The 20,672-nt window shown below is 32.0% G+C and carries 22 protein-coding genes; 7 read left to right on the top strand and 15 right to left on the bottom strand.

All coding sequences use genetic code 11. The annotated features are described in order from the left end of the window. Positions 1 to 150 carry an NADH azoreductase gene (locus B9N53_RS00460; RefSeq protein WP_094203242.1) on the top strand — a complete coding sequence of 50 codons (150 nt, stop codon included), beginning with the start codon at positions 1 to 3 and terminating at the stop codon, positions 148 to 150. 70 nt (positions 151 to 220) lie between these two features. Then, the gene (locus B9N53_RS09195; protein ID WP_002837401.1) at positions 221 to 394 is read left to right on the top strand and encodes a hypothetical protein; all 174 of its coding nucleotides are present in this window, start codon (positions 221 to 223) and stop codon (positions 392 to 394) included. A 114-nt stretch (positions 395 to 508) separates the two neighbouring features. On the opposite strand, the gene wecB is transcribed toward B9N53_RS09195, so the two are convergent. From wecB to B9N53_RS00400, 12 genes are all read right to left on the bottom strand, one after another. Further along, a complete protein-coding gene (gene wecB / locus B9N53_RS00455; RefSeq protein ID WP_094203241.1) occupies positions 509 to 1,600 on the bottom strand; it encodes a non-hydrolyzing UDP-N-acetylglucosamine 2-epimerase in 1,092 nt (363 codons plus the stop codon). A 54-nt stretch (positions 1,601 to 1,654) separates the two neighbouring features. Beyond that, positions 1,655 to 2,881 (bottom strand): nucleotide sugar dehydrogenase, encoded by a 1,227-nt coding sequence (locus tag B9N53_RS00450; RefSeq protein WP_094203240.1) that lies wholly within the window; start codon positions 2,879 to 2,881, stop codon positions 1,655 to 1,657. A gap of 13 nt (positions 2,882 to 2,894) precedes the next feature. Beyond that, the gene (locus tag B9N53_RS00445; protein WP_094203239.1) at positions 2,895 to 4,037 is read right to left on the bottom strand and encodes a glycosyltransferase; all 1,143 of its coding nucleotides are present in this window, start codon (positions 4,035 to 4,037) and stop codon (positions 2,895 to 2,897) included. A gap of 213 nt (positions 4,038 to 4,250) precedes the next feature. Beyond that, positions 4,251 to 4,934 (bottom strand): ATP-binding cassette domain-containing protein, encoded by a 684-nt coding sequence (locus B9N53_RS00440; RefSeq protein WP_094203238.1) that lies wholly within the window; start codon positions 4,932 to 4,934, stop codon positions 4,251 to 4,253. Next, entirely contained in the window at positions 4,935 to 7,094 is a 2,160-nt protein-coding gene (locus tag B9N53_RS00435) for a hypothetical protein (protein WP_094203237.1), read from the bottom strand. It abuts the gene before it with no gap. Positions 7,095 to 7,180: 86 nt separating this feature from the next. Next, positions 7,181 to 7,567 (bottom strand): lactococcin 972 family bacteriocin, encoded by a 387-nt coding sequence (locus B9N53_RS00430; RefSeq protein WP_094203236.1) that lies wholly within the window; start codon positions 7,565 to 7,567, stop codon positions 7,181 to 7,183. 251 nt (positions 7,568 to 7,818) lie between these two features. Next, complete coding sequence (locus B9N53_RS00425; RefSeq protein ID WP_094203235.1) at positions 7,819 to 8,901, bottom strand: sensor histidine kinase; 1,083 nt, start codon at positions 8,899 to 8,901, stop codon at positions 7,819 to 7,821. Continuing rightward, entirely contained in the window at positions 8,894 to 9,595 is a 702-nt protein-coding gene (locus B9N53_RS00420) for a response regulator transcription factor (protein WP_094203234.1), read from the bottom strand. The genes B9N53_RS00425 and B9N53_RS00420 overlap by 8 nt, the downstream gene beginning before the upstream one ends. 26 nt (positions 9,596 to 9,621) lie before the next feature. Continuing rightward, positions 9,622 to 10,299 (bottom strand): phosphate ABC transporter ATP-binding protein, encoded by a 678-nt coding sequence (locus B9N53_RS00415; protein WP_094203233.1) that lies wholly within the window; start codon positions 10,297 to 10,299, stop codon positions 9,622 to 9,624. Next, the gene (locus B9N53_RS00410) at positions 10,277 to 11,128 is read right to left on the bottom strand and encodes a PstA family ABC transporter permease (RefSeq protein ID WP_094203232.1); all 852 of its coding nucleotides are present in this window, start codon (positions 11,126 to 11,128) and stop codon (positions 10,277 to 10,279) included. Before B9N53_RS00410 ends, B9N53_RS00415 begins: the two co-directional genes overlap by 23 nt. Next, entirely contained in the window at positions 11,115 to 11,981 is an 867-nt protein-coding gene (pstC, locus tag B9N53_RS00405) for a phosphate ABC transporter permease subunit PstC (protein WP_094203231.1), read from the bottom strand. The genes B9N53_RS00410 and pstC overlap by 14 nt, the downstream gene beginning before the upstream one ends. A 62-nt stretch (positions 11,982 to 12,043) precedes the next feature. Continuing rightward, entirely contained in the window at positions 12,044 to 12,997 is a 954-nt protein-coding gene (locus tag B9N53_RS00400; protein ID WP_094203230.1) for a phosphate ABC transporter substrate-binding protein, read from the bottom strand. A 181-nt stretch (positions 12,998 to 13,178) separates the two neighbouring features. Between B9N53_RS00400 and B9N53_RS00395 the strand changes: the two genes are divergently transcribed. The 5 genes from B9N53_RS00395 to B9N53_RS00375 all read left to right on the top strand — a co-directional run bounded on the left by B9N53_RS00395 (position 13,179) and on the right by B9N53_RS00375 (position 17,784). Continuing rightward, positions 13,179 to 13,505: a carboxymuconolactone decarboxylase family protein gene (locus B9N53_RS00395; protein WP_094203229.1), complete on the top strand. Its 327-nt coding sequence runs from the start codon at positions 13,179 to 13,181 to the stop codon at positions 13,503 to 13,505. Between the two features lie 90 nt (positions 13,506 to 13,595). Continuing rightward, positions 13,596 to 14,153: a TetR/AcrR family transcriptional regulator C-terminal domain-containing protein gene (locus B9N53_RS00390; RefSeq protein ID WP_094203228.1), complete on the top strand. Its 558-nt coding sequence runs from the start codon at positions 13,596 to 13,598 to the stop codon at positions 14,151 to 14,153. Positions 14,154 to 14,303: 150 nt separating this feature from the next. Further along, a complete protein-coding gene (locus B9N53_RS00385; protein WP_094203227.1) occupies positions 14,304 to 15,701 on the top strand; it encodes a radical SAM protein in 1,398 nt (465 codons plus the stop codon). 94 nt (positions 15,702 to 15,795) lie between these two features. After that, positions 15,796 to 16,740, top strand: a complete 945-nt coding sequence (gene msrB, locus B9N53_RS00380) for a peptide-methionine (R)-S-oxide reductase MsrB (RefSeq protein ID WP_094203226.1) — start codon at positions 15,796 to 15,798, stop codon at positions 16,738 to 16,740. A gap of 132 nt (positions 16,741 to 16,872) precedes the next feature. Then, a complete protein-coding gene (locus B9N53_RS00375) occupies positions 16,873 to 17,784 on the top strand; it encodes a DMT family transporter (RefSeq protein WP_094203225.1) in 912 nt (303 codons plus the stop codon). Positions 17,785 to 17,975: 191 nt separating this feature from the next. Here the strand turns inward: B9N53_RS00375 and B9N53_RS00370 are convergent, their stop codons facing one another. The 3 genes from B9N53_RS00370 to B9N53_RS00360 form a co-directional block, all read right to left on the bottom strand. Beyond that, positions 17,976 to 18,797 (bottom strand): sigma factor, encoded by an 822-nt coding sequence (locus B9N53_RS00370; RefSeq protein WP_094203224.1) that lies wholly within the window; start codon positions 18,795 to 18,797, stop codon positions 17,976 to 17,978. 86 nt (positions 18,798 to 18,883) lie between these two features. Then, positions 18,884 to 19,723, bottom strand: coding sequence for a hypothetical protein (locus B9N53_RS00365; RefSeq protein WP_094203223.1), 840 nt, complete (start codon positions 19,721 to 19,723; stop codon positions 18,884 to 18,886). 16 nt (positions 19,724 to 19,739) lie between these two features. Next, entirely contained in the window at positions 19,740 to 20,234 is a 495-nt protein-coding gene (locus B9N53_RS00360; protein ID WP_094203222.1) for a capsid assembly scaffolding protein Gp46 family protein, read from the bottom strand. Positions 20,235 to 20,672 lie beyond the last annotated feature (438 nt).

Raw genomic sequence — 20,672 nt, 5'->3', positions numbered from 1 at the left:
ATGAGAAAAAATATTATTAGAAAAAGTTCACAAATTAGTTTTAACACAAGTATGGCGAGCATGAATTTTGCTCAAGCGGATAATTTATACGAAAGAATAGCACCTCTATTTGGTTCAAGAAAATTAAAGAAGAACAAAAAACAAGCGTAATAACTAAACAAATTAAACAAATAGTAACATCTTAAAAGAATAATAAACAATTAATAAGGGGGAAAATAATATGTTCACAAAAACAACACAAAAACAAATCAGAAATTTCGGTAAAAACTGTACAGTAAGCTTAAGCTCAAACATGGCAAGTATGAATTTTGCACAAATGAATGACTTCTACGAAAGAGTTAATCCTCTTTTCAATTCTGAAAGAAAATCAAGAAAGAGCAGAAAACAAGCTTAGTTAAATAATTCAATTCCAGATTAAGATATTGAGAAAATCCAATCTGTTAACATATCAAATTTATTTGACGTTTAAATTTAAAATCCAACTTCGTACGAAGTTGGATTTTTTGATTTATAGATTTTTTGATAAAATGTCGCAGATTCTTTCCGATGCGTGGCCATCTCCGTAAGGGTTTGTGGCTTCACTCATTTTGTCGTATTCATTTTTGTCGGAAAGAAGCTTTGTCATTTCGTTGTAAATGTCTTCTTCACAAAGTCCGGTTAATTTTAGTGTTCCTGCCTCTACCCCTTCTGGTCTTTCTGTTGTGTCTCTCATCACCAAGACTGGCTTTCCAAGTGCTGGGGCTTCTTCTTGAATTCCTCCTGAATCTGTCATTACGAAGAATGATTGTTGCATAAAGTTGTGAAAATCAACTACATTCAATGGTTCGATGAGTTTGATTCTAGGATGATTGTCGAATACTTCGTTTGCGATTTCTCGTACTTTTGGATTCAAATGTATCGGATAAATCACATAAATATCTTCGTTTTCGTTGACAACTCTTTTGATTGCTCTAAAGGAATTCTTCATAGATTCTCCCAAGTTTTCCCTTCTGTGCATTGTTAGAAGAATCATTTTTTTGTCTTCAATCAAATTTTCGTTAGAATAATTGTCACGCACCGTTGTTTGAAGTGCATCTATTACTGTGTTTCCTGTTACGAAAACTTTGGATTCGTCTTTGTTTTCTCGTAGCAAATTATCCCTTGCAGTCGTAGTCGGTGCGAAGTGGAAATCTGCCAACGATCCTATTGCTTGTCTGTTGAATTCTTCTGGATATGGAGAGTATTTGTTGTAAGTTCTAAGTCCAGCTTCCACATGACCTACTGGTATTCTCAAATAAAATGCTGCAAGCCCTGCAACAAAACTTGTCGAAGTGTCCCCATGAACCAAGACAATGTCTGGTTTTTCTTCTTCTAATATAGATTTTATTTTGTCTAAAATAGTTGTGGTAACATCGAACAAGCTTTGTTTTTCTTTCATGATATCCAAGTTATAGTCTTCTTTGATTTCAAAAACGTCCAATACTTGGCGTAGCATTTCTTTGTGTTGTCCAGTTACAAGTACACAAACTTCGAATTCGTCTCTTTTTTTGAGTTCTTTTACAAGTGGACACATTTTAATCGCTTCTGGTCTTGTCCCAAAAACCACCATTACTTTTTTCATTTTTTACCTCTTTTGAAAAAAAGGCGCTGCAAATTTAGCGCCCTTTGATTTGTTTTATAATTTGTAGAAATTGTATTTGTTATCAACATCGATGTTTCTTGTATCAAGTACAACTTTGTCTTTTAATACATCCATGTTTTCTCTGATTTCGTCGTGACCAATCATCACGATTACAAAATCAACATCGTCTAAGAATTTGTTCAAATCGTGGTATTGATTTTCCACAACTTCTCTTTTTACCATTGGATCGTAAACTTTTAGTCCATCTCCCAAATGTTCTTTTTGGTGTTGTAACAATTGAAGTGTTGGAGATTCTCTGACATCGTCTACGTTTTCTTTGTAAGTCAATCCGTAAATACCAACTCTTGAAAAATCTTTTAAGTTGTTTTCTTGCATAATATTGTAAGCACGTCTAAGAACATATTCTGGCATTGAATCGTTGATTTGACGAGCTTTGTAGATTATTTCAGTAAGAAGTGGATAATCTCCAACTAAAAACCATGGGTCAACTGAAATACAATGTCCACCTACACCAGGTCCTGGTGAAAGAATGTTAACTCTTGGGTGTTTGTTAGAAATTTTGATAACTTCATTGACATCAAGTCCACCTTGACGACAAATCTTAGCCAATTCGTTTGCGAATGCAATGTTGATGTCTCTGAATGTATTTTCAACAACCTTTGTCATTTCAGCAGTTTTGATGTTAGTTAGATTGATTTCACCTTTGCAGAACGTTGAGTACACTTCTTTAACTTTTTCGCCGTATTTTGGATCGTCAGCTCCGATTGTTCTAGCGTTGTGTTCCAATTCATAAACCATGTTACCAGGAATAATTCTTTCTGGAGCGTGAACCAAGTTTAATTTCTTGCCTGATTTTTCCATGTATTTATTAACAACAGGTCTGACATATGTGTCGATAGCTCCCGGTGAAACTGTTGATTCAACAACTATAATCGCATCTTCTTCTGCAGGTTCCAAAACTGATTCTACAGCTTTTACTACATAAGAACAATCCAATTTCTTAGATACAGGATCGTATGGAGTTGGTGCTGTAATAATATAGAAAGAAGTGGACACTGGTTTTAATGAAAAAGTGATGTCTGAATTCAAAGCTTTTTCGAAAAGCTCATCCATTCCTTTTTCTTCGAAAGTTAATTCTTTATGCTTTAATTTTTCAATTACTTCTTCTTTAATATCTGTTCCAACCACCTTGTTGCCTGATGTTGATAGCATCAACGCTGTAGGTAGACCTATGTAACCTAAACCAATTACATTAATCATAATATTCTCTCCTTTAAAATAAATTTTCTATTCTATTTAATAATCTTTCGTTATTTTTTTGTGGATTTAATTCTGATTGCATCTTTCTGCAGTTTTCTTGAAGCGTGTGGTAGAATGATTGGTCATCTCTAAGTTTGAGCAAAACATTTCTCATTTCCTCATCTGATTCGTGATCAACCGCAACTCCCACATTCCATTCGTTCACAACCTCCGACAAATAAGTGTCTCTTGCGACAATTATAGGAAGCTCTGCGTGAATGGATTCGTATAATTTGTTCGGAAGTGCAATCCTAACATTCTTCATCGACGCATCGTACACTGAGAATATGCAATCGCATTTCGAATAAAGCTCTGCAATCTCATCGTCATAGTAAAATTTGCCACGATATTCAATGAAATCTTTTGTTTCAGCAAGCTCTTTGAAGTAAGTTCCACTCTCAAAACCTGCCATCATCAAATTCATTCCCAAACCATCCATAGCTTTCGTAAGCTTTTTCAATTCGTTTAAATATCTTAGCCCACCAATGTATCCTACAGTGAAAGTATCGTGTTGGTTTTTCACCCTTAACTTATCATAATCCTTGAATAATTCCAAATTTGGAATGTTAGGCATGAACACCAAATTATCCTTGCTGTATTTCCCTTCAAAATGTTCCCAGAATTTCATACTAGTCACAATCATCAAATCCACGAATGAAAGCATATTGTTCTCTCTTTTTTTCAAGACAGAAGACACAATATTCATCGGGAAATTCTTCTTGTCATCAGTCAAATATCTGTGAATATCCGGTACTTCGTATATAATCTTAACCTTGTTGTCGTTATTTTTCTTGTATTTTGTAGCTATCTCTAGCATATCATAACTTTGGACGTGAATTAAATCCGGTTTAATTCTCTCCAATATTTTATAAGCTTTTTGTGAGAATTTGTAAGTTGGAATAAGTCTTTTCATAGGGTTACTGTTGTCAGCATCTATGTTGATTATTTCCTTCTTGCAAAAATCACGCTTGAAATCATATTTTTCATCTGTCCCCTTATCCCAACAAATAGCATACAAATCGAACTTTTCTTTTACTAGATCCATTCTTTTGATAAGTCTAGGAGGAGGCGTCGTATTAATCAAAAAAGTGTATTTTTTTTGATTTAATTTTTCCATTTTTCATCATCCTATTAATATATTTAACAGTTAAAATTATATCACAACTTCATTAAATTTGCTTATTTTTTCTGTAATCTTTAGAATTTCTTAGGGATTGAATAAAAAAATCCTACCTGCAAAAATAGCACGTAGGATAATTGAAGTATGTGAAAAGTTTTGTGTATCAGATCCTTGAAATAATAACCTGATATTATAATTCCAAATATTCTATTATTTCTCCACAGTAAATCTCAGCTGTTTTAATGTTCCGTTTTCAATAATATAATTCTTGTGCGCAATTTTTTCAAATTCTTTATCATGACTAACAACAATTATAGTTTTCCCCAGTTTGTTTAGTTTTACAAGTGTATCAATTACAATCTTTTTGTTTTCACTATCTAACGATCCTGTCGGTTCGTCTGCTAACATTATTTCGTATGGCTTAACCATATTTCTCGCAAGAGCTACTCTTTGCTGCTCTCCACCTGATAATTCAAATATTTTTGATTTAAGCTTGTCTTCTATTCCCATATTCATAAGAGCTTTTTTTATAATTGATTTTTTATCTGTACTTCTACTGTATTTTACTGCCAAATTCAAATTTTCTTGAACTGTCATATTATCAACTAAAGCAAAGTTTTGAAAAAGATATGCTATTTTATACCTTCGTAAAAGTTCAGATTCTTTTCCATTTCTAATTGGATTATGTTTAGAAAAGCAAATCAATTCCCCTTCATCATATTCTTCAAGCGTTCCAATTATATTTAATAGCGTTGTCTTGCCACCACCACTTTTCCCAAAAATGCAAATAAAATCTCCTTGATAAATGTCAAGATTAATATTTTCTAATATTTTATGGTTCCCATATTTTTTCGATATGTTTTTCAATGATATTTGAGGTTTATCAATATTCATTTAATTACCTTCCTTTATCTTTGTCACTAAACTTTTTTCGTTCTTTTTTACGTTAATAATTTCATACATGAAACAAATAATAATGCTAATAATTGACATTATTAGACAAATTAATAATTTTCTTAAATTCCATCCATCTCTTGGTTCAAAAAATCCAAAACTTCTAAAATATATCGTAAAAAGTATTATCATAAAACAAATAATAACACTTACGATAAATCCAACTATAATCTGAATTAATTTAGATTTATGGATAGATTTAAAACCATATCCCAGCAATCTAGAAACGTAGATTTTTTGTCCGTAATTATAAAAATATGATTCTCCATCTATTTTTATCGTTACAAACAATACTAAAACCGATAGTAAAAACCCTAAAAGATAAATAATAGTTTCCGTCTTATACATTTCTATTTTTTCAATGACTTCATCATAAACGCTTGTAACGTAAAGTATATAAGGAGACGATCCTGTTTTTTGAATAACTGGTTTTAAATATTCATAGCATTTAGTAGGATTTGAAATATAAGGATGAAACTTCCCGTTAACCAATGATGGTAGTTTAATCTCTCCAGTAGGCACTAATTCTTTTCCATTAACCATAATCAAAGCATAATTCAATATATCTGGATTATTTATTTTTTGCTGACTATCAAATGTAAAAACATGCTGCTTTTCCTTAATTTTAATATACTTCTCACTGACATTGTCTTGTTTAGTCGTACAATTAAGCACATGTGATTTTCTTATATTTTGCCTATCATTATCAGTTATTGAAATATTTTCAGGTACAAATATAATCCATTCATTAGAATTAGGCGTATATTTAGCTAATGGTTTGTCTTTTTCATCAACTAAGTTATTTAGTTCAAGGTAATTTTTGTTGATATAAGCATACCTTCCCATAAAAACCTGATTATTTAAGTATTCATCATCATTTACATATTGGATATTTGGTGCGAAAAATAGTATTGCCCCTTTAGAATCTAATTCATCCCATAAATTATTTAATTTAGGTACTACTATTTTTTCAAATTTATCATCATTTTCAACATAAGTCCACGGCCATGCACAAGCTATATTTGCATAATTCTTCGATTTCTCCCATGCATCAAAATATGAAGTAGAAGTAACATAATCGCTTAATCCAAACACTGTTACTACAAAAAGATACAGGACAACAGAAAATGAAATAACTTTAAAAATCACAGGACTTATTTTATATCTTTTTTTGTAGCCTTTTAACCACGAAATAGTGCTAACATTCTTAACTCTAAAGTAAAGCATAAGAAAATAGAATAGTATCAATGTAAATCCTATTACTCCAAGTAATAATAATATCGGTTTGATAGATATTAAAAATCCGATCATTGAGTCTGGGTTTGTCAAATAAAATAAAAAGCTAAACATTCCTATCAAAGAAATCAATATTGGAATTTCCAACAAATTCATTGCCTTTTTATAGCAAAAACTCAATTTATCATGACCCAATAGAGAAATTATCGATATTTCCTTAGAAAGTGATGAATTATAAATTACAATGCTAAATAATAAAGCAAAAATAATTACTAAAATAAGCATTACGTATAATATGGCTTGTTTTTGAGTAACTTCACTGGCAACTGAAAAAGATTTATCAACACTCGTATCAATGCCCAAATCTTGTCTACTATTTAATTCATTGATAAATTTCTGAACATTAGAAGGTGTTCCTTTAATATGATAATCTCCATTAAAAGTAAGATTTTCAATTTTAGAATAATCAATAAAATCAATTTTTTTACTAGTCAAAAGGCTATTCTTATTTACATTTTTGAACTTATTAATACCATTGTCATTTTCATCGATATCAATATTCTTAAATGATTTCTTAAACCACGTAGCATCATCAAGGTAAATAAATATATTTATTTTTTGTTTTTCTTTTAAAGAATTTTTAGGTATGTATACTTCTTTGATGAAACTAATTTTATTTTTCTTCGCAATTTTCTGAATTTCAATGATATTATTTTCAATATTTTGTGGCTTAGTAGTTACATTTACGGTAGTATTAAATTCTCTTATAAAAAACTCCATAACACATGAATCTTTACTATAGAAAAATCCTAATCCTACAACAAAAACAAATAAAAATGTTAATAAGCCTATTACTTTTTTCATAACCTATTCCCTTCTATGAATCTATTTAAAAACAGAAGTTCCAATCTTCGTAATCTCAAATTGGAACTTCTGAATCATTACATAGTTTATTTAACGTCAGCCCATGCTCTGTTTCCTGTAAATGCTTTTTCCCATGAAGCTGATGCCCTTCTACCAGCACCAACCCATCCTGAATAAGAGTATTTCCCTTGTGAACCTCTTACAGTAGTCTTGTGTGTTTTGTAGCTATGATCAAAATTTGACCATACTTGACTTGAATTAACTCCATGTCTCCATCTACCACCTAAGAAATTTTTCCATCCACTATCATAGCTATAAAAAGTAATTTCATTTTCATCATTTTCCAATACTTCTACTTCATATCCTAACCCTTTAACATATGGTAAGTCACTATTATTTTGTGCATAAACAGTTCCTGTAGAAGTAAACAACAATCCCGACAATAATAAAGCTGATAATACTAGTTTTTTCATATAATTTTCTCCCTTCAAATATATTCATTAGTCAATAATAAAATAATTGTAATAGATTTTTAATGTTATTTTTCATCTGATAAATGCAGAAAATCACATAACAAATCATCCCCTTTTTATGTTTTATAAACAATTATTTGATTTACTATAGCTATGTAAATAAAAAACTAACCTTATAAATTCATTATAGGTTAGTCTTGAAAATAAGAGATTAAGTTTTCTTGTATTAATTCTTGCTTTTTTCTTTCTTTTTAATATACGGGAATAATTACATTTGCAATTACCCAATTATCTTTATTGCACAAATCAAATTTTCCATTCAAATGTGTCACAATATCATTTACAATTGTAAGTCCAACTCCAGATCCATTGTTTTTTATGCGATTTCGTGACATATCTCCGCGATAAAATTTATTTTTCACCAATTTCCAATCTACGTTTAAATTATTTTCGATTTCATTTTTAACCGTCAAATTTAATGATTTATCCTTTATCTCAACTTCAACAATTATGGTCGTACCCTTTTTTGAGTATTTGGTCGCGTTCGATACCAAATTATCCAAAATCCTCACGAGTAATTCAGGGTCTGTATTAATTTCTTTGCCGGAAGCATTTGCAAATCTAATATCCAAAACGTTATCGTTTACCAATGTTTTTCTTTCTTCTTCCCATTGTTTTAAAAATAGCTCTGCATCAAACTTTTTGATATTAATAGGGATTTCATTCAAATTGAATTTCAAATAAGAGAAGAAATCCTCGCTCAAACTATTTAATGATTTCACATTTTCATAGATAACTTTTATAAACTTTCGTTGCTGTTCATCAGTTAAATTATCTTCATCGTAAAGCAAAGTAGAATAACCCAATAAATTTGATAGTGGAGTTTTGATATCGTGTGCCAAATACGTCAGCAAATCTGTTTTTTCCTTATATGCTAGTTCATAATTATTTTCCATCTCTAAAATGAGTTTTCTAATATTAATGAAATCCAATCTTTCGTTAGATAAAGATTCGTGGAATTCTCCAATAGTAGGTACTTCGCCTTTAATATATTTAATTCCAGATTCAAAATACTCGCGATATTTTTCGAATTCTTTATTCTGAATGTAAAAGCATCCGATGATTATGAAGATTACCCCTAGCATAATGAAAAAGTAATTACCAAATCCAAAATAAATCTTATATATTGGACTTAACTCGGCTTCTGTATCGATATTATAAATTATCAAACTATCTATCAATTGATGAAAAGCAAATGTAATAAAAATTCCAACAGCTATCCATAAACATTGATACAGAATAATTCTTTTAATATATGAATTTTCTTTACGCATTAATCTTATACCCCACTCCCCAAATTGTCTTTATTATTGAACGTATTCCATGTTTTTCAAATTTACTTCGTATTCTTCTTATATGCACCATAACAGGATTTACCTCTGTTGATAGCACTTCATCTTTCCATATTCTATAATGTATTTCGTCCATATTATGAACATCATCAGGTTTTTCCATCAACAGCCACAAAATTTCGAATTCTTTCGGCGTTAAAGTTATTTCTATTTCATTGTAAAAGCTTTTATGAGTTTTTCTGTTTAAACGCAAATTTCCTACAACTAGTTCGTCAGGTTCGTATTCTTCATAGTTTACAGATTTTACAGCAGAAAATTCATAACTTCTTCTAAGATTGGATTTAATCCTAGCGACTAATTCTGTTGGATCAAATGGTTTTATGATATAGTCGTCTGCACCCATGTTTAATCCTTGCGCTTTATGAATCGAATCTTCCAAAGCCGTCAGCATAATTATTGGAATTGTAGATTTTTCTCGTATTTGTTTGCATATCTCAAATCCATTAATATCTGGAAGCAATAAGTCCAATAATATTAAATCATAGTGATTTTGATCGAAACTTTCTACTGCTTTTTTACCTGTATGAAAAATATCTATCTCCCATCCTTCTGGAATCAAATACATCTTAATTAATTCTGATAAATCAATATCATCTTCAACTACCATAATTCTCATATTTTCTCTCGTCCTTAAATCTTTTATTATATTTCATTGTGTTCAACCAGTTTTTTATCCTCAATGAAAAGAATTCTATCAGAAATTCTTTTTGCTTGGTCTGTATTATGGGTTGAAATTATGATGGTGTAGTTTTGCGACAAGTTTTTCAAAAGATTTTCTATTGCCAATGTGTTTTGCAAATCCAAAGATGAGCAAGGTTCATCAAATATTAATATTTTTGGATTTGTCGTGAGCATTCTGGCGATACAAAGTCTTTGTTTTTGTCCTCCGGATAGTTTGTTGGCATTCATTTTCAGATTGTCTTTTAATTCTTCGTACAAGTTCACGCTTTTGAGTATTTGTTCTATTTTTGATTTTTTGTCGTAATTTTTGCCTAAAAAATATTCCAATGTATATGTGAGATTTTTTTCAATGGACATGTCAAATACTGTGGAATCTTGAAACAACATTGAGATTTGTCTTCTCAAATCAATTAGTTTGTATTGTGAGATGTCTGTGCCGTCGAATAATATTTGTCCCGAATATTGTCCGCCATTTTCTGTCAAAAATCCGTTCAAACAAGACAAGAATGTGGATTTGCCCGATCCAGAATTTCCCATTATGCTGATTATTTCGTTTTCTTCAACGGTCAAATTCACATTTTGTAATATATTTTTTTCTTTGTAGGATATGTTTAGGTTATTTATTTGTAATATGCTCAACTATTTTACCTCCCGAAAATACTAGCACCACATAAGCTAATATGTGTAGAATTATCAATATCATGATAAGCACCAAAGCCGTCGCGTAGGCTTTCTCGATTGCGATCGATTGGCTAAGTAGCATGTGCAAATGAAAAGGCAGCGCTGTTACTGGCTTGAACAATCCAACGGAATTATTCATGAACACCGCTCCTGTGAGTAGAAGTGGCGCTGTCGCTCCTATCGCATAACTTCCTGCCAATAGCGAAATCGTGATGATATTTCTAGAAATCATTGGCATTACGAGTTTTCTTATCATATAAGTCTTGTCAATTCCGAGTGAAAAACTGTCTTTGATTGTGTTTTTGTTGATTTCTGCGATTGATTTTTCGATATTCACTTCTACAAATGGAAACACAATCAACGAAAGTGCGATGGATGCTGTGAGTAAACTTTTGGATATGTTAAGTGTTACTATGAAAAATCCGTACACAAACATCCCAATTATTATTGAAGGAATGGATGCGATGCATTGTATTATTAATGTAATTACTGATTTCAAAATTTCAGATTTGCAATAAAAAACTCTGTAAATCGCACAAAAAACACCCAATAATGTTGAAATTCCCATTGCAATTATCATCAACCAAAAAGATCCAATTATGCTGGATTTTATTCCACCCGTAGTTCCAAGAGGAAGTCCTTGAGGATTTTGTGTCAGAAATTTTAAATTAACAGACGATATCCCTTTTGATATTAAAAAATAAAAAATCTTGAACACGAAGAAAAACACTACTGCAAATGATAAATACACCCACAATTTAATCAAAAAATCCTTAAACTTCGTCATAATTATCAGTCCTCTTTTTAGTAACAAAAAGTATTATATCCAGTATAATCACGAAAACCAAAAGCACAAATGAACACGCATAAAGCGCGTGATAGTGCAAACTTCCCGCTTCACTCATTCCCACTTCCAATGCAATCAATGAAGCGATAGTCTCTGCTTTCGAGGAAAATTTCGGAAATATTGGCGCGTTTCCTATCACCATCATCACTGCCATAGTCTCTCCAATCGCTCTTGAAAACGCAAGTACGAAGCCACTGAATGCACTTCGTAGACTTTGTTTGAGTACGATTTTTCTGATGAAATATTCCTTGCTAATTCCAAAACAGTCCGATTGTCTTTTGTATTTTTGTTTTATCTTTTCAAAAGTTTCAGTCAACACTTCCACAAAATAAGGCAAAATCATTATGGATAATATAACGCTTCCTGCGAACACCGATTCTCCTGCTGCCATTTCGAAGTTTTTCTCAAAGAATTTCACGATTACAAACAACCCGAAAAATCCGTAAATAATCGAAGGAATTCCCGCAAGAATTCTGATTATCCAACTCACTAAAGTTTTCACTTTATTGTTTGTGTAAAACACAATCATAAGCGATAATCCGTAGCTAATTGGAAATGAAAATACACAAGCCAACAGTGCAATATAAAAACTTGCCAGAATTATATTGAAAGCTCCGAAACTTCCATCCATAGAATCCCACAAATTTCCTAACAAAAACTTATTAACGCTGTATTGTTTGAAAAAAGGAAGTGATTCTTTGAACATAAATCCTATCAGTATCAATAATAAAGCTATGGAAAAGAAAGCAAAAATATACACCAAAGTTTTAAATATGTTGTTTTTTGTTCTCATAACGACCCCTCAACTTTGCTATTATGTACAAAAAGCAAAGTGATATCACTTTGCTTTTGAATTTATTTGTTAGGAATGAATCCCATATCTTTTATAGTTTCCTTACCTTCTTTTGAGTTTAGATAATCTATGAAAAGTTGTTCCGTTTTTGTCAAATCGCCGCTCTTCATAATGACTAAAGGTCTTGAAATGTAATATGATTTATTCAAAATATTTTCTTCTGTAGGTTCAACGCCATCAACTTTCAAAGGAATTAGTTTGCCTTTGTTTTGATTTGCGATACCAAATGATGCGTATCCAATTGCATTTGGATTTTCGATAATCTTAGAAACCAAAGCTCCCATAGTTGGTGCTTGTATTGCATCTTGTCTAACTTTTACATCTTTCATAACTTTCTTTTGGAATACTTCGTGTGCACCACCACTTAAATCACGAGTTACAACTACGATATCTTCTTGTGGAAGTGATGGGTCTACATCGCTCCATTTTTTGTATTCTCCGGAGAAAATCTTCACAATTTCTTCCTTAGTTAAGTTACCTTGTTTTGCTGCAATTACATTATTTTTTGGATTAACAGCAAGTGTCAATGCGTCTAATCCCAAGTTGTATTCTTTGTAATCTTTAACTTTTTCTTTTTCCTTGTCTTTTACTTCACGCGCTAACATTCCGAAGTTTGCAACGTTGTCCAACACAGCCTTTACTCCTGCACCAGATCCACCAGCTGATACATAAATAGTTATGTTCTTGTCTGGTAATGAAGAATCTACCTTATCCCAAGTAACATTCTTTTCGATAAAAGTTGTTGAAATCTTACTGATAACAGGTGCTAGAGTAGATGAACCACTGAAGCTGATTTCGTAGTTTTCTTTTGCTTTTGAATCTTCTTTTGATTCTTTTTCTTCAGTTTTTTCTGCGGTTTTTTCATTAGAATTAGTTTTGTCAGAATTATTGGCACATCCTGTGAATCCTATCGCCATAACCATCATCAAAACTAATAATTTGTAAAGCTTTTTCATATTACCCTCCTAAATTTTATAGTTATATTATATCACATAAACTTTATTTTTATTTATATGAAAACGCTATAAATCCTCCATCATTTATTGAAATCTTCTATAATTAAGATTTTGTACGTTGTATTTGATAAGATTATATTACAAAGGCAATGCAAATTGTCGAAAAAATAGGAGGTAATTTATGGATAGTAAAGAAGTATTGGCTGAAAACTCAAAATTATTTGGAGAACATTTACCAGATGTAGCTAAGAATTTTACTGGTATGTGTGGAGAAATTTTTAAAGACGGAAAATTATCTTTGAAGGAAAAAGAATTGATAGCTCTTGCAATCGGAATTACTGTAAAATGCGACGGATGTATCGTTCATCACACTAAGGGATGTATTGATGCTGGTTGTACAATCGAAGAAATCTCAGAAATGATGGAAGTTTGCGTTGCTATGGGTGGTGGCCCTGCTACAGTTTACGCTGGAAAATCTTTGAGAATTGCTGAAGAATTATTAAAATAATTGTGGTTGACTGGCTGCATTGTCTGCAGCTAGTTTTTTTGTGGAAATTTTTCTGGATTTGGAATATGATTATGTTAAAAGGGGGAGTTTATGAACGCGAATTACACGAAGAAAATGATAATGGAAAATTTAATCAATCTTCTCAATAGAATGCCTCTGAATAAAATTACGGTGGGAAAATTAGCTGAAGAATGTGGTATTAATAGAAACACGATTTACTATCACTTCAGAGATTTGAACGAGATTATCGACACGATTTTTGAAATAAGACTTAAGAGAGTGTTGAATGAATCGGATAATATTTCTTGGGAGGATAATTTTATAGAAGAGTTTCAGTTTGCTGTGGAGAACAAAACTGCGATTTTCCACATTTACAATTCTATTTCCAGAAAAACTTTGTCTGATTATTTGTACAATAAATCGGGACAGATTATGAGAACTTACGTAGAAAATGTGGACAAGGAGATTCATGCGAAGAAGGATGATAAGGAGATTGTTATTAAGTTTTTTCAAAGTGCGATTACGGATTTAGTTATCAGATGGCTGAATTCTGGAATGGATGAGGATATCGAAGAGAAGATTAAAAGGATTGGATTTTTATTAAAAGATACTGTTAAATCTTCATTAACAAGGAGTAAAATGAATTAATTATTGGATTTTTTGTAGTTTTTGTTAGATTTTTAGGCAAATATATAGTTTTGCCCAAAGACTTTGATTAACGTTTGCGATACAATGAAGTTAAGATATATATCTATTGAACTGATTCTTAAAAATTTTAATATATGAAAAGGTGGTTATATGAAAATTCTAGAAGCTGGAAAAAGATATGGATTTGATAAGGTATTCGATTACGTTGCGAAGGATCCCCAAAAAAGAGGTGTACAATTAGTCGAATGGGCCGAAAACCTTTCTCACGGAGATTTTGCACCACAAATTAAAACTATTAAGGAAGTTTTTGAAGACGAAAATCACCCTTACCATAGTTTTGTGATGAAAATTTTTCAAGAAGTAGACAAAAACCAAATGAAAAAAGTAGCGTATAACTTTTTTATGAATGCGTCTGTTTTGGGATGGCAAACTCAACAAAAATACAGAGAAAAATACAATTGCAATATTCCATGGGCGATTTTGTTGGATCCTACATCTGCATGTAACTTAAAATGTACTGGATGTTGGGCTGCTGAATACGGCTACAAACAAAACCTAAGCTATGATGAGATTGATTCTATCATCACTCAAGGAAAAGAATTGGGAACTTACATGTACATATACACAGGCGGTGAACCTCTTGTGCGTAAAGATGATTTGATCAAATTATGTGAAAAACACAACGACTGTGTATTCTTATCTTTTACTAATGCAACTTTAATTGACGAAGATTTCGTTGATGAGATGCAAAGAGTTGGTAATTTCATTCCTGCAATTTCACTTGAAGGTTTTGAAGAAGCAACTGATGGTAGACGTGGCGAAGGTGTTTATAAAAAAGTAATCAAGGCTATGAAGATGCTACAAGAACGCCATTTGATTTACGGTATTTCTTGTTGCTACACTTCCCAAAACTTTGATTCAATTACAAGCGAAGAATACTACGATTACCTAATAGAGTTAGGTGCGTATTTCGTGTGGTACTTCCACTATATGCCAGTTGGAAATGCTGCGGTAACAGAATTATTACCAACTCCTGAGCAAAGAAAACAAACTATCGAACGTCTAAGAAAATACAGAGCTGAAAAACCATTATTCGCATTGGATTTCCAAAACGATGCTGAATATGTTGGAGGTTGTATTGCAGGTGGAAGAAGATATCTTCACATTAATGCATCCGGCGATGTAGAACCTTGCGTTTTCATTCACTACAGTGATTCAAATATCAGAGAAAAATCTTTGTTGGATTGTTTGAGAGCTCCCCTATTTACAAAATATCACGACGGTCAACCATTCAACGATAATATGTTGATGCCTTGTCCAATGCTTGAAAATCCAAACGAACTTAGAGAAATGGTTCATAGCACTGATGCTCAGTCTACTGATTTGGAATCTAAGCAAACTGTAGATTCACTTTGTGGTAACTGCGATGAATATGCGAAAAACTGGGAAGTTGAAGCAGAAGAAATCTGGGACAAAAGCCCAAAGAAGGAAAGATTCAAGGGTTCATATCACACAATGAATCGCCAAGAAACAATGAAATCAAAATAATTTCAATGAGCAGCTTTTAATAGCTGCTTTTTATATGCAAATTTTTCTTGAATAAAAAATATTTAACTGGGTATAATTTTCTAAGAGGTGTAATATGAGATTTATTGAAAAAAGTACAATTTATTTGGCTGGTGGATGTTTTTGGGGAGTGGAAGCTTATTTCAAAAAATTACAAGGCGTCATTGATACTGACACAGGCTATGCGAATGGCGACGGAACAGACACCGACTACAGAAAAGTAAAACAAACTCATCACGCAGAAACGGTGAGAATTGTCTACGATAAAAACAGATTGGATTTGGCAGAAATTTTGCTTCACTATTTCAGAATTATCAATCCAATTTCTGTAAATAAACAAGGAAATGATGTTGGCGAACAATACAGAACTGGTATTTTCTACGAAGATGAAAAAGATTTGGAAATCATCAATTCCGTTATGAATTACATTCAAACAAAATACGATGAAAAGCTAACTGTTTTGGTTGAAAGATTAGAAAACTTTGTGTTAGCAGAAGATTATCACCAAGATTATTTGGACAAAAATCCTGGCGGATATTGTCACATCAATTTGAATGCTTTTGATGAGGATTTGGATACGACTGAATACAAAAAAATGTCCGATGAAGAATTGAAACAAAATCTATCCGATGTGAGCTACAGGGTTACTCAAAACGAAGCGACTGAACGCCCTCACACATCTTCGTATAACGATTTTGACAAAAGAGGAATCTACGTCGACATCGTAAGCGGTGAGCCGTTGTTTTCTTCAAAGGACAAATACGATGCGGGTTGTGGTTGGCCATCATTTACGAAAACTATCACTTCAAGTTCTGTAAATTATTCTGACGATCACAAATTATCCAGAGTTAGAACTGAAGTTAGAAGCAAACACGCTGACAGTCATTTGGGTCACGTGTTCGACGATGGTCCTAGTGAAAAGGGCGGTCTTAGATATTGCATCAACGGTGCAAGTTTGAGATTTGTCCCATTAGAAAAGATGGAAGAAGAAGGATATTCACAATATATTCCGTTCGTATAAATCGGAAAATCACAAGGAGGACACTGTTCCTCCTTTTTTGTGTGCAAATTAATTTATTGTGCATGTTTAGGTGTTTACAAATCGTACGAAAACTGGGATAATATATCTGAAATTAAATAAGAGGAGGAAAAAATGGATAAAAAGAAAGCAGATTTACTTGCTAAATTAGCGTTATTAATAGTAGCTATCCTTTGGGGAAGTTCTTTGACTGTGGTTAAGCAATCTTCCAAAACATTCAATCCCAACTTTATTTTGGCGATAAGATTTACGTTGGCAGCTATTTTATTATCAATCATTTTCTGGAAGAGACTTCGCCAAGCAAAATTTGACGACATAAAAAACGGACTTTTGATAGGAATATTTTTGTTCATGGCGTATTCATCACAAACTCTGGGCGTAAAATTCGCAGATCCAGGAAGAAGTGGATTCTTGTCTGCATCTTATTGCGTAATCGTACCGTTTTTGGGTTGGATTGTGTTCAAGCAAAGACCAGACAGATATAATTTGTCGGCGGCAGCTTTGTGTATAACTGGAATATTTTTCATATCGCTTTCAGGATCAAGCGCTCACGTGGATAATCCATTGGCATGGCTTGGAGATTTACTAGCTTTACTTAGCGGGTTGTTGTTCGCATCGCACATAATCGCAGTAAGTGCACTTGCAAGAGGTCGTGATCCTATCGTCATGACGATATTGCAATTTATAATGGCGGCTGTGTTGTCTTGGATAACTACAATTGTAGTAGAAGACAATTCAAATCTTGTCGTAACTTCAAGATCTGTGATGGAATTATTGTACTTAGCAGTAATGTGTACCGCCGTTGCACTATTACTTCAAAACATCGGACAAAAATACACAAACCCATCCACTGCTGCAATTATTTTGGGATTCGAATCCATATTTGGAATTTTAATTCCTGTACTTATCGGAATCGAATCATTGACAGTTTTCTCAGTAATCGGATTTGTTTTTATTTTCGCAGCGATTTTGGTCAGCGAAACAAAACTTTCGTTTTTGAAAAATAACACAATAACTGTAGAATAAATAGTACTTTTTTTGTACCAATTAAAAAACAGATAGCTAATTACAGCTATCTGTCTTTGTTTTGGCGGAGAAAGTGGGAACAAGGATTTATTTCCCATACCGTCAATACGTTGTAAAATACACGTTTGTTTTTTCTATTATACGTGTTTTTTTATCAGTTTTAACAGTCTATCAAATATTTTAGTACCTTTTTAGTACCTTTTTTTCTTTAACCAATCGTCAATTTGTTTTTGTAATTCTTTTTTTTCTTCTCTTATGTAGTAATCATTTTCTATTCTTGTTTTTAATTCTGAAAACCATACAGCACTGTCCCCTGTAGTATCCTTTATTTTGTTTGTCCTACCGCTATATAATATAATAGACCCTCCATAATGATACTCTCTGTTTGTGTAGTCCATTAAGTAATAATATAGATCCTTATTATTCCTCAATCTTCGCCTTGCTTTTATGAGTATTTTATTAATATCTTTTTCAGTCATATTATAAATGTGTGCTAATTGTTTTATAGTTTTAACAGATGAACCAATACCATATTTATAAAAAACTATATCCGTAATTTCTTTGCCTAAAGTTATTTTTATTTCATTTCTAACATAAGTATCTAATGTTTTATGCTCAATGTTTAATACCTCTGATGTTGTTTTATCGTCTTGCATGGTGTCCTGGAGCGTTATTTCTTCTCCGTCTAGGTCATTTATAGGCTGTTCTAGTGATACATCTTGATTATATTGTAGTACTTTTCTTAATGAGTTTTTTAGATACACTAATAAATAAGTTGAGAAACTACCTCTCGATACATCAAATTTATCTATAGCGTTCAGCATTAATATAAATGATTCTTGTTCTAATTCCTCATTATCAATATTAGGTAGATTATAGTACCCTAAACGATTTAAAACCCATTTCATTAGGTTAATATTAGACATGGCAATAATATTCCTATATGCCTGTGGTCTCCCTAACTCCTGATATTCTTTTATAGACTGATTGATATCCTTTGATGTAATTTCCATTATCTACCTCACAATAAAATTAGACGATACCTCAATATCAGTACCGCCTAATGTGTCAAAATATAAAATTGAAAAGACATAATTATTTATGCACCGATAGACGCATAATATATAGCTTTTTTCTTATTTTCCAATACGAATGCGTCGTATGCAATTCTTCCTTCAACCAGTGATCCACTTATATATGGTGGGTCTTCATGTATTTTGTATTCTTCTAATTTTACAGGGGCAACCGTTGCAACTGGATGGCAAACCATAAAACCAAAGTCTTTTGGCAATCTCGTTTTTGGTACTTTCATAACAGCTAAACCATCTATCATGGCAACAACACCCTTATTCAACATATCTTGTGAAATTTCATTGTCTTTAATGAAACCACTCTTTTTTAACATAACATAGGTAGATGGTGTTACAATAAGAATTCTATTACTTTCAGGTACTAGATTATCATCTAATACCTCATTAGCCTTTAAAATCTCATTATAAATATTTTTTTCTGTTAATGCTATTTTAACAGTTGTTCCCGCGTCGCTTGTCATTTTATTAAATACATAGCTATCAACTTCAGGAATGACAACTTCTCTTTGCTGTCTCGCCAATGCTGTAGCACCTTCCAAAACAGCCTGTGTCTCGTCATTATCAAGTTTATCAATTGCAAATGTAAAAGATCTATCTTTTGTAACTGTATAATCTTTTGTTGTTGCATCTAAACTCTTAACATCTCCATATCTTGATATTTTAGTACCGTTGACTTCTGTTCCGTTCCTGTCATAGTCATTCATCGCAACAGTGTTAACAGTATATACCTTTACTGTTTTTGCTCCATTCCAATTATAATCATTATTAGTTACTAATGACGTTTTGGATTGTTCAGCAAACTGTTCATCAACTTTAGTACTAAATTTTGTTACTAAATCTATAGCCATTTATTTTATTACTTCCTCATTTCTTTTTAAATATTTCGCTAATTCTAGAATCAACAGGATTATATGATGAACTCATCCTTTTTGGAGTACTACCCCTAAGCTGTTCTTTAACTCTAACCTCGACGGCTTTATTAAGCTTTTCTTTAAACAACCCTACAATCCCGTTATAGCTATTATTAGCGTTTTCTGGATCTGAATAGTCAATATAATCTACAAGTTCCAAAGGCAAGCCCTCGTCTTGTACTTTTAAAGCGTATTCAAATTTCATCTCTTTTAATGTTACAGCTTTTTCACGTTCTATTAAATCGCTTGAAAACTCACTTTCATTGATAAGTTTATTCTTAGTCTTCTCGAACTTGTTACGTTCTCTCCCTAATCTCTTCTTAACGATTTTATCAACCTCTTCCTGTGTGTATAACCTAGCTTGTTCATCGTTGTTATCGTCTGTAACGTCTTCTACCTGTTCATCAGTTTTTAATTCCTCTGTATCTTGAGTTTTTAATTCTTCCATCGTGGAATCCTCCTAAAATAGTATTTGTAAATTATTGAAAAGAAAAAATTATTTACAATTATATTTTATTACTTCTTGTTTTTTTAATCATCTTTTTAACTAAAATAATTATATGTAGTTTAATGTATCACATACAGTTATAATACTAATTTAATCGTAGGTTTTCGTAGGTTTTCCTATTATCAAATGATAACGTTCCAGATAAAATGTTAGGTTTTATCAGGTTAAATACAGCGATATATAGTAAAATGCAGTAAAATGCAGTAAAATGTAGTAGTAAAAACAATTCAATAAAATCCAATAAAAACCTACACATAAAACTTAGGTTTTATTAGCCTCCCGTCTATGTAGGATTTTATACCAACATTTTCCAACAATTTTATAATAATCTTTTAGGGCGTGTAACTCTTATCGGTAAAAAAATAAAGGGAGTACATT

The sequence above is a fragment of the Finegoldia magna genome (assembly GCF_002243175.1).
GTDB classification, from domain to species: domain Bacteria; phylum Bacillota; class Clostridia; order Tissierellales; family Peptoniphilaceae; genus Finegoldia; species Finegoldia magna_J.
Note: the sequence above shows the minus strand (reverse complement) of the source record. Positions and strands in the feature narration are given on the sequence as shown.

What these genes read in the sequence shown, in the direction of transcription:
- B9N53_RS00430 (WP_094203236.1), bottom strand. Translation starts at nt 7,567, where the DNA reads ATGAAAAAACTAGTATTATCAGCTTTATTATTGTCGGGATTGTTGTTT.
- B9N53_RS09195 (WP_002837401.1), top strand. Translation starts at nt 221, where the DNA reads ATGTTCACAAAAACAACACAAAAACAAATCAGAAATTTCGGTAAAAAC.
- wecB (WP_094203241.1), bottom strand. Translation starts at nt 1,600, where the DNA reads ATGAAAAAAGTAATGGTGGTTTTTGGGACAAGACCAGAAGCGATTAAA.
- B9N53_RS00410 (WP_094203232.1), bottom strand. Translation starts at nt 11,128, where the DNA reads ATGACGAAGTTTAAGGATTTTTTGATTAAATTGTGGGTGTATTTATCA.
- msrB (WP_094203226.1), top strand. Translation starts at nt 15,796, where the DNA reads ATGAGATTTATTGAAAAAAGTACAATTTATTTGGCTGGTGGATGTTTT.
- B9N53_RS00365 (WP_094203223.1), bottom strand. Translation starts at nt 19,723, where the DNA reads ATGGCTATAGATTTAGTAACAAAATTTAGTACTAAAGTTGATGAACAG.
- B9N53_RS00400 (WP_094203230.1), bottom strand. Translation starts at nt 12,997, where the DNA reads ATGAAAAAGCTTTACAAATTATTAGTTTTGATGATGGTTATGGCGATA.
- B9N53_RS00435 (WP_094203237.1), bottom strand. Translation starts at nt 7,094, where the DNA reads ATGAAAAAAGTAATAGGCTTATTAACATTTTTATTTGTTTTTGTTGTA.
- B9N53_RS00445 (WP_094203239.1), bottom strand. Translation starts at nt 4,037, where the DNA reads ATGGAAAAATTAAATCAAAAAAAATACACTTTTTTGATTAATACGACG.
- B9N53_RS00440 (WP_094203238.1), bottom strand. Translation starts at nt 4,934, where the DNA reads ATGAATATTGATAAACCTCAAATATCATTGAAAAACATATCGAAAAAA.
- B9N53_RS00370 (WP_094203224.1), bottom strand. Translation starts at nt 18,797, where the DNA reads ATGGAAATTACATCAAAGGATATCAATCAGTCTATAAAAGAATATCAG.
- B9N53_RS00375 (WP_094203225.1), top strand. Translation starts at nt 16,873, where the DNA reads ATGGATAAAAAGAAAGCAGATTTACTTGCTAAATTAGCGTTATTAATA.
- B9N53_RS00460 (WP_094203242.1), top strand. Translation starts at nt 1, where the DNA reads ATGAGAAAAAATATTATTAGAAAAAGTTCACAAATTAGTTTTAACACA.
- B9N53_RS00390 (WP_094203228.1), top strand. Translation starts at nt 13,596, where the DNA reads ATGAACGCGAATTACACGAAGAAAATGATAATGGAAAATTTAATCAAT.
- B9N53_RS00425 (WP_094203235.1), bottom strand. Translation starts at nt 8,901, where the DNA reads ATGCGTAAAGAAAATTCATATATTAAAAGAATTATTCTGTATCAATGT.
- B9N53_RS00395 (WP_094203229.1), top strand. Translation starts at nt 13,179, where the DNA reads ATGGATAGTAAAGAAGTATTGGCTGAAAACTCAAAATTATTTGGAGAA.
- B9N53_RS00450 (WP_094203240.1), bottom strand. Translation starts at nt 2,881, where the DNA reads ATGATTAATGTAATTGGTTTAGGTTACATAGGTCTACCTACAGCGTTG.
- pstC (WP_094203231.1), bottom strand. Translation starts at nt 11,981, where the DNA reads ATGAGAACAAAAAACAACATATTTAAAACTTTGGTGTATATTTTTGCT.
- B9N53_RS00385 (WP_094203227.1), top strand. Translation starts at nt 14,304, where the DNA reads ATGAAAATTCTAGAAGCTGGAAAAAGATATGGATTTGATAAGGTATTC.
- B9N53_RS00420 (WP_094203234.1), bottom strand. Translation starts at nt 9,595, where the DNA reads ATGAGAATTATGGTAGTTGAAGATGATATTGATTTATCAGAATTAATT.
- B9N53_RS00360 (WP_094203222.1), bottom strand. Translation starts at nt 20,234, where the DNA reads ATGGAAGAATTAAAAACTCAAGATACAGAGGAATTAAAAACTGATGAA.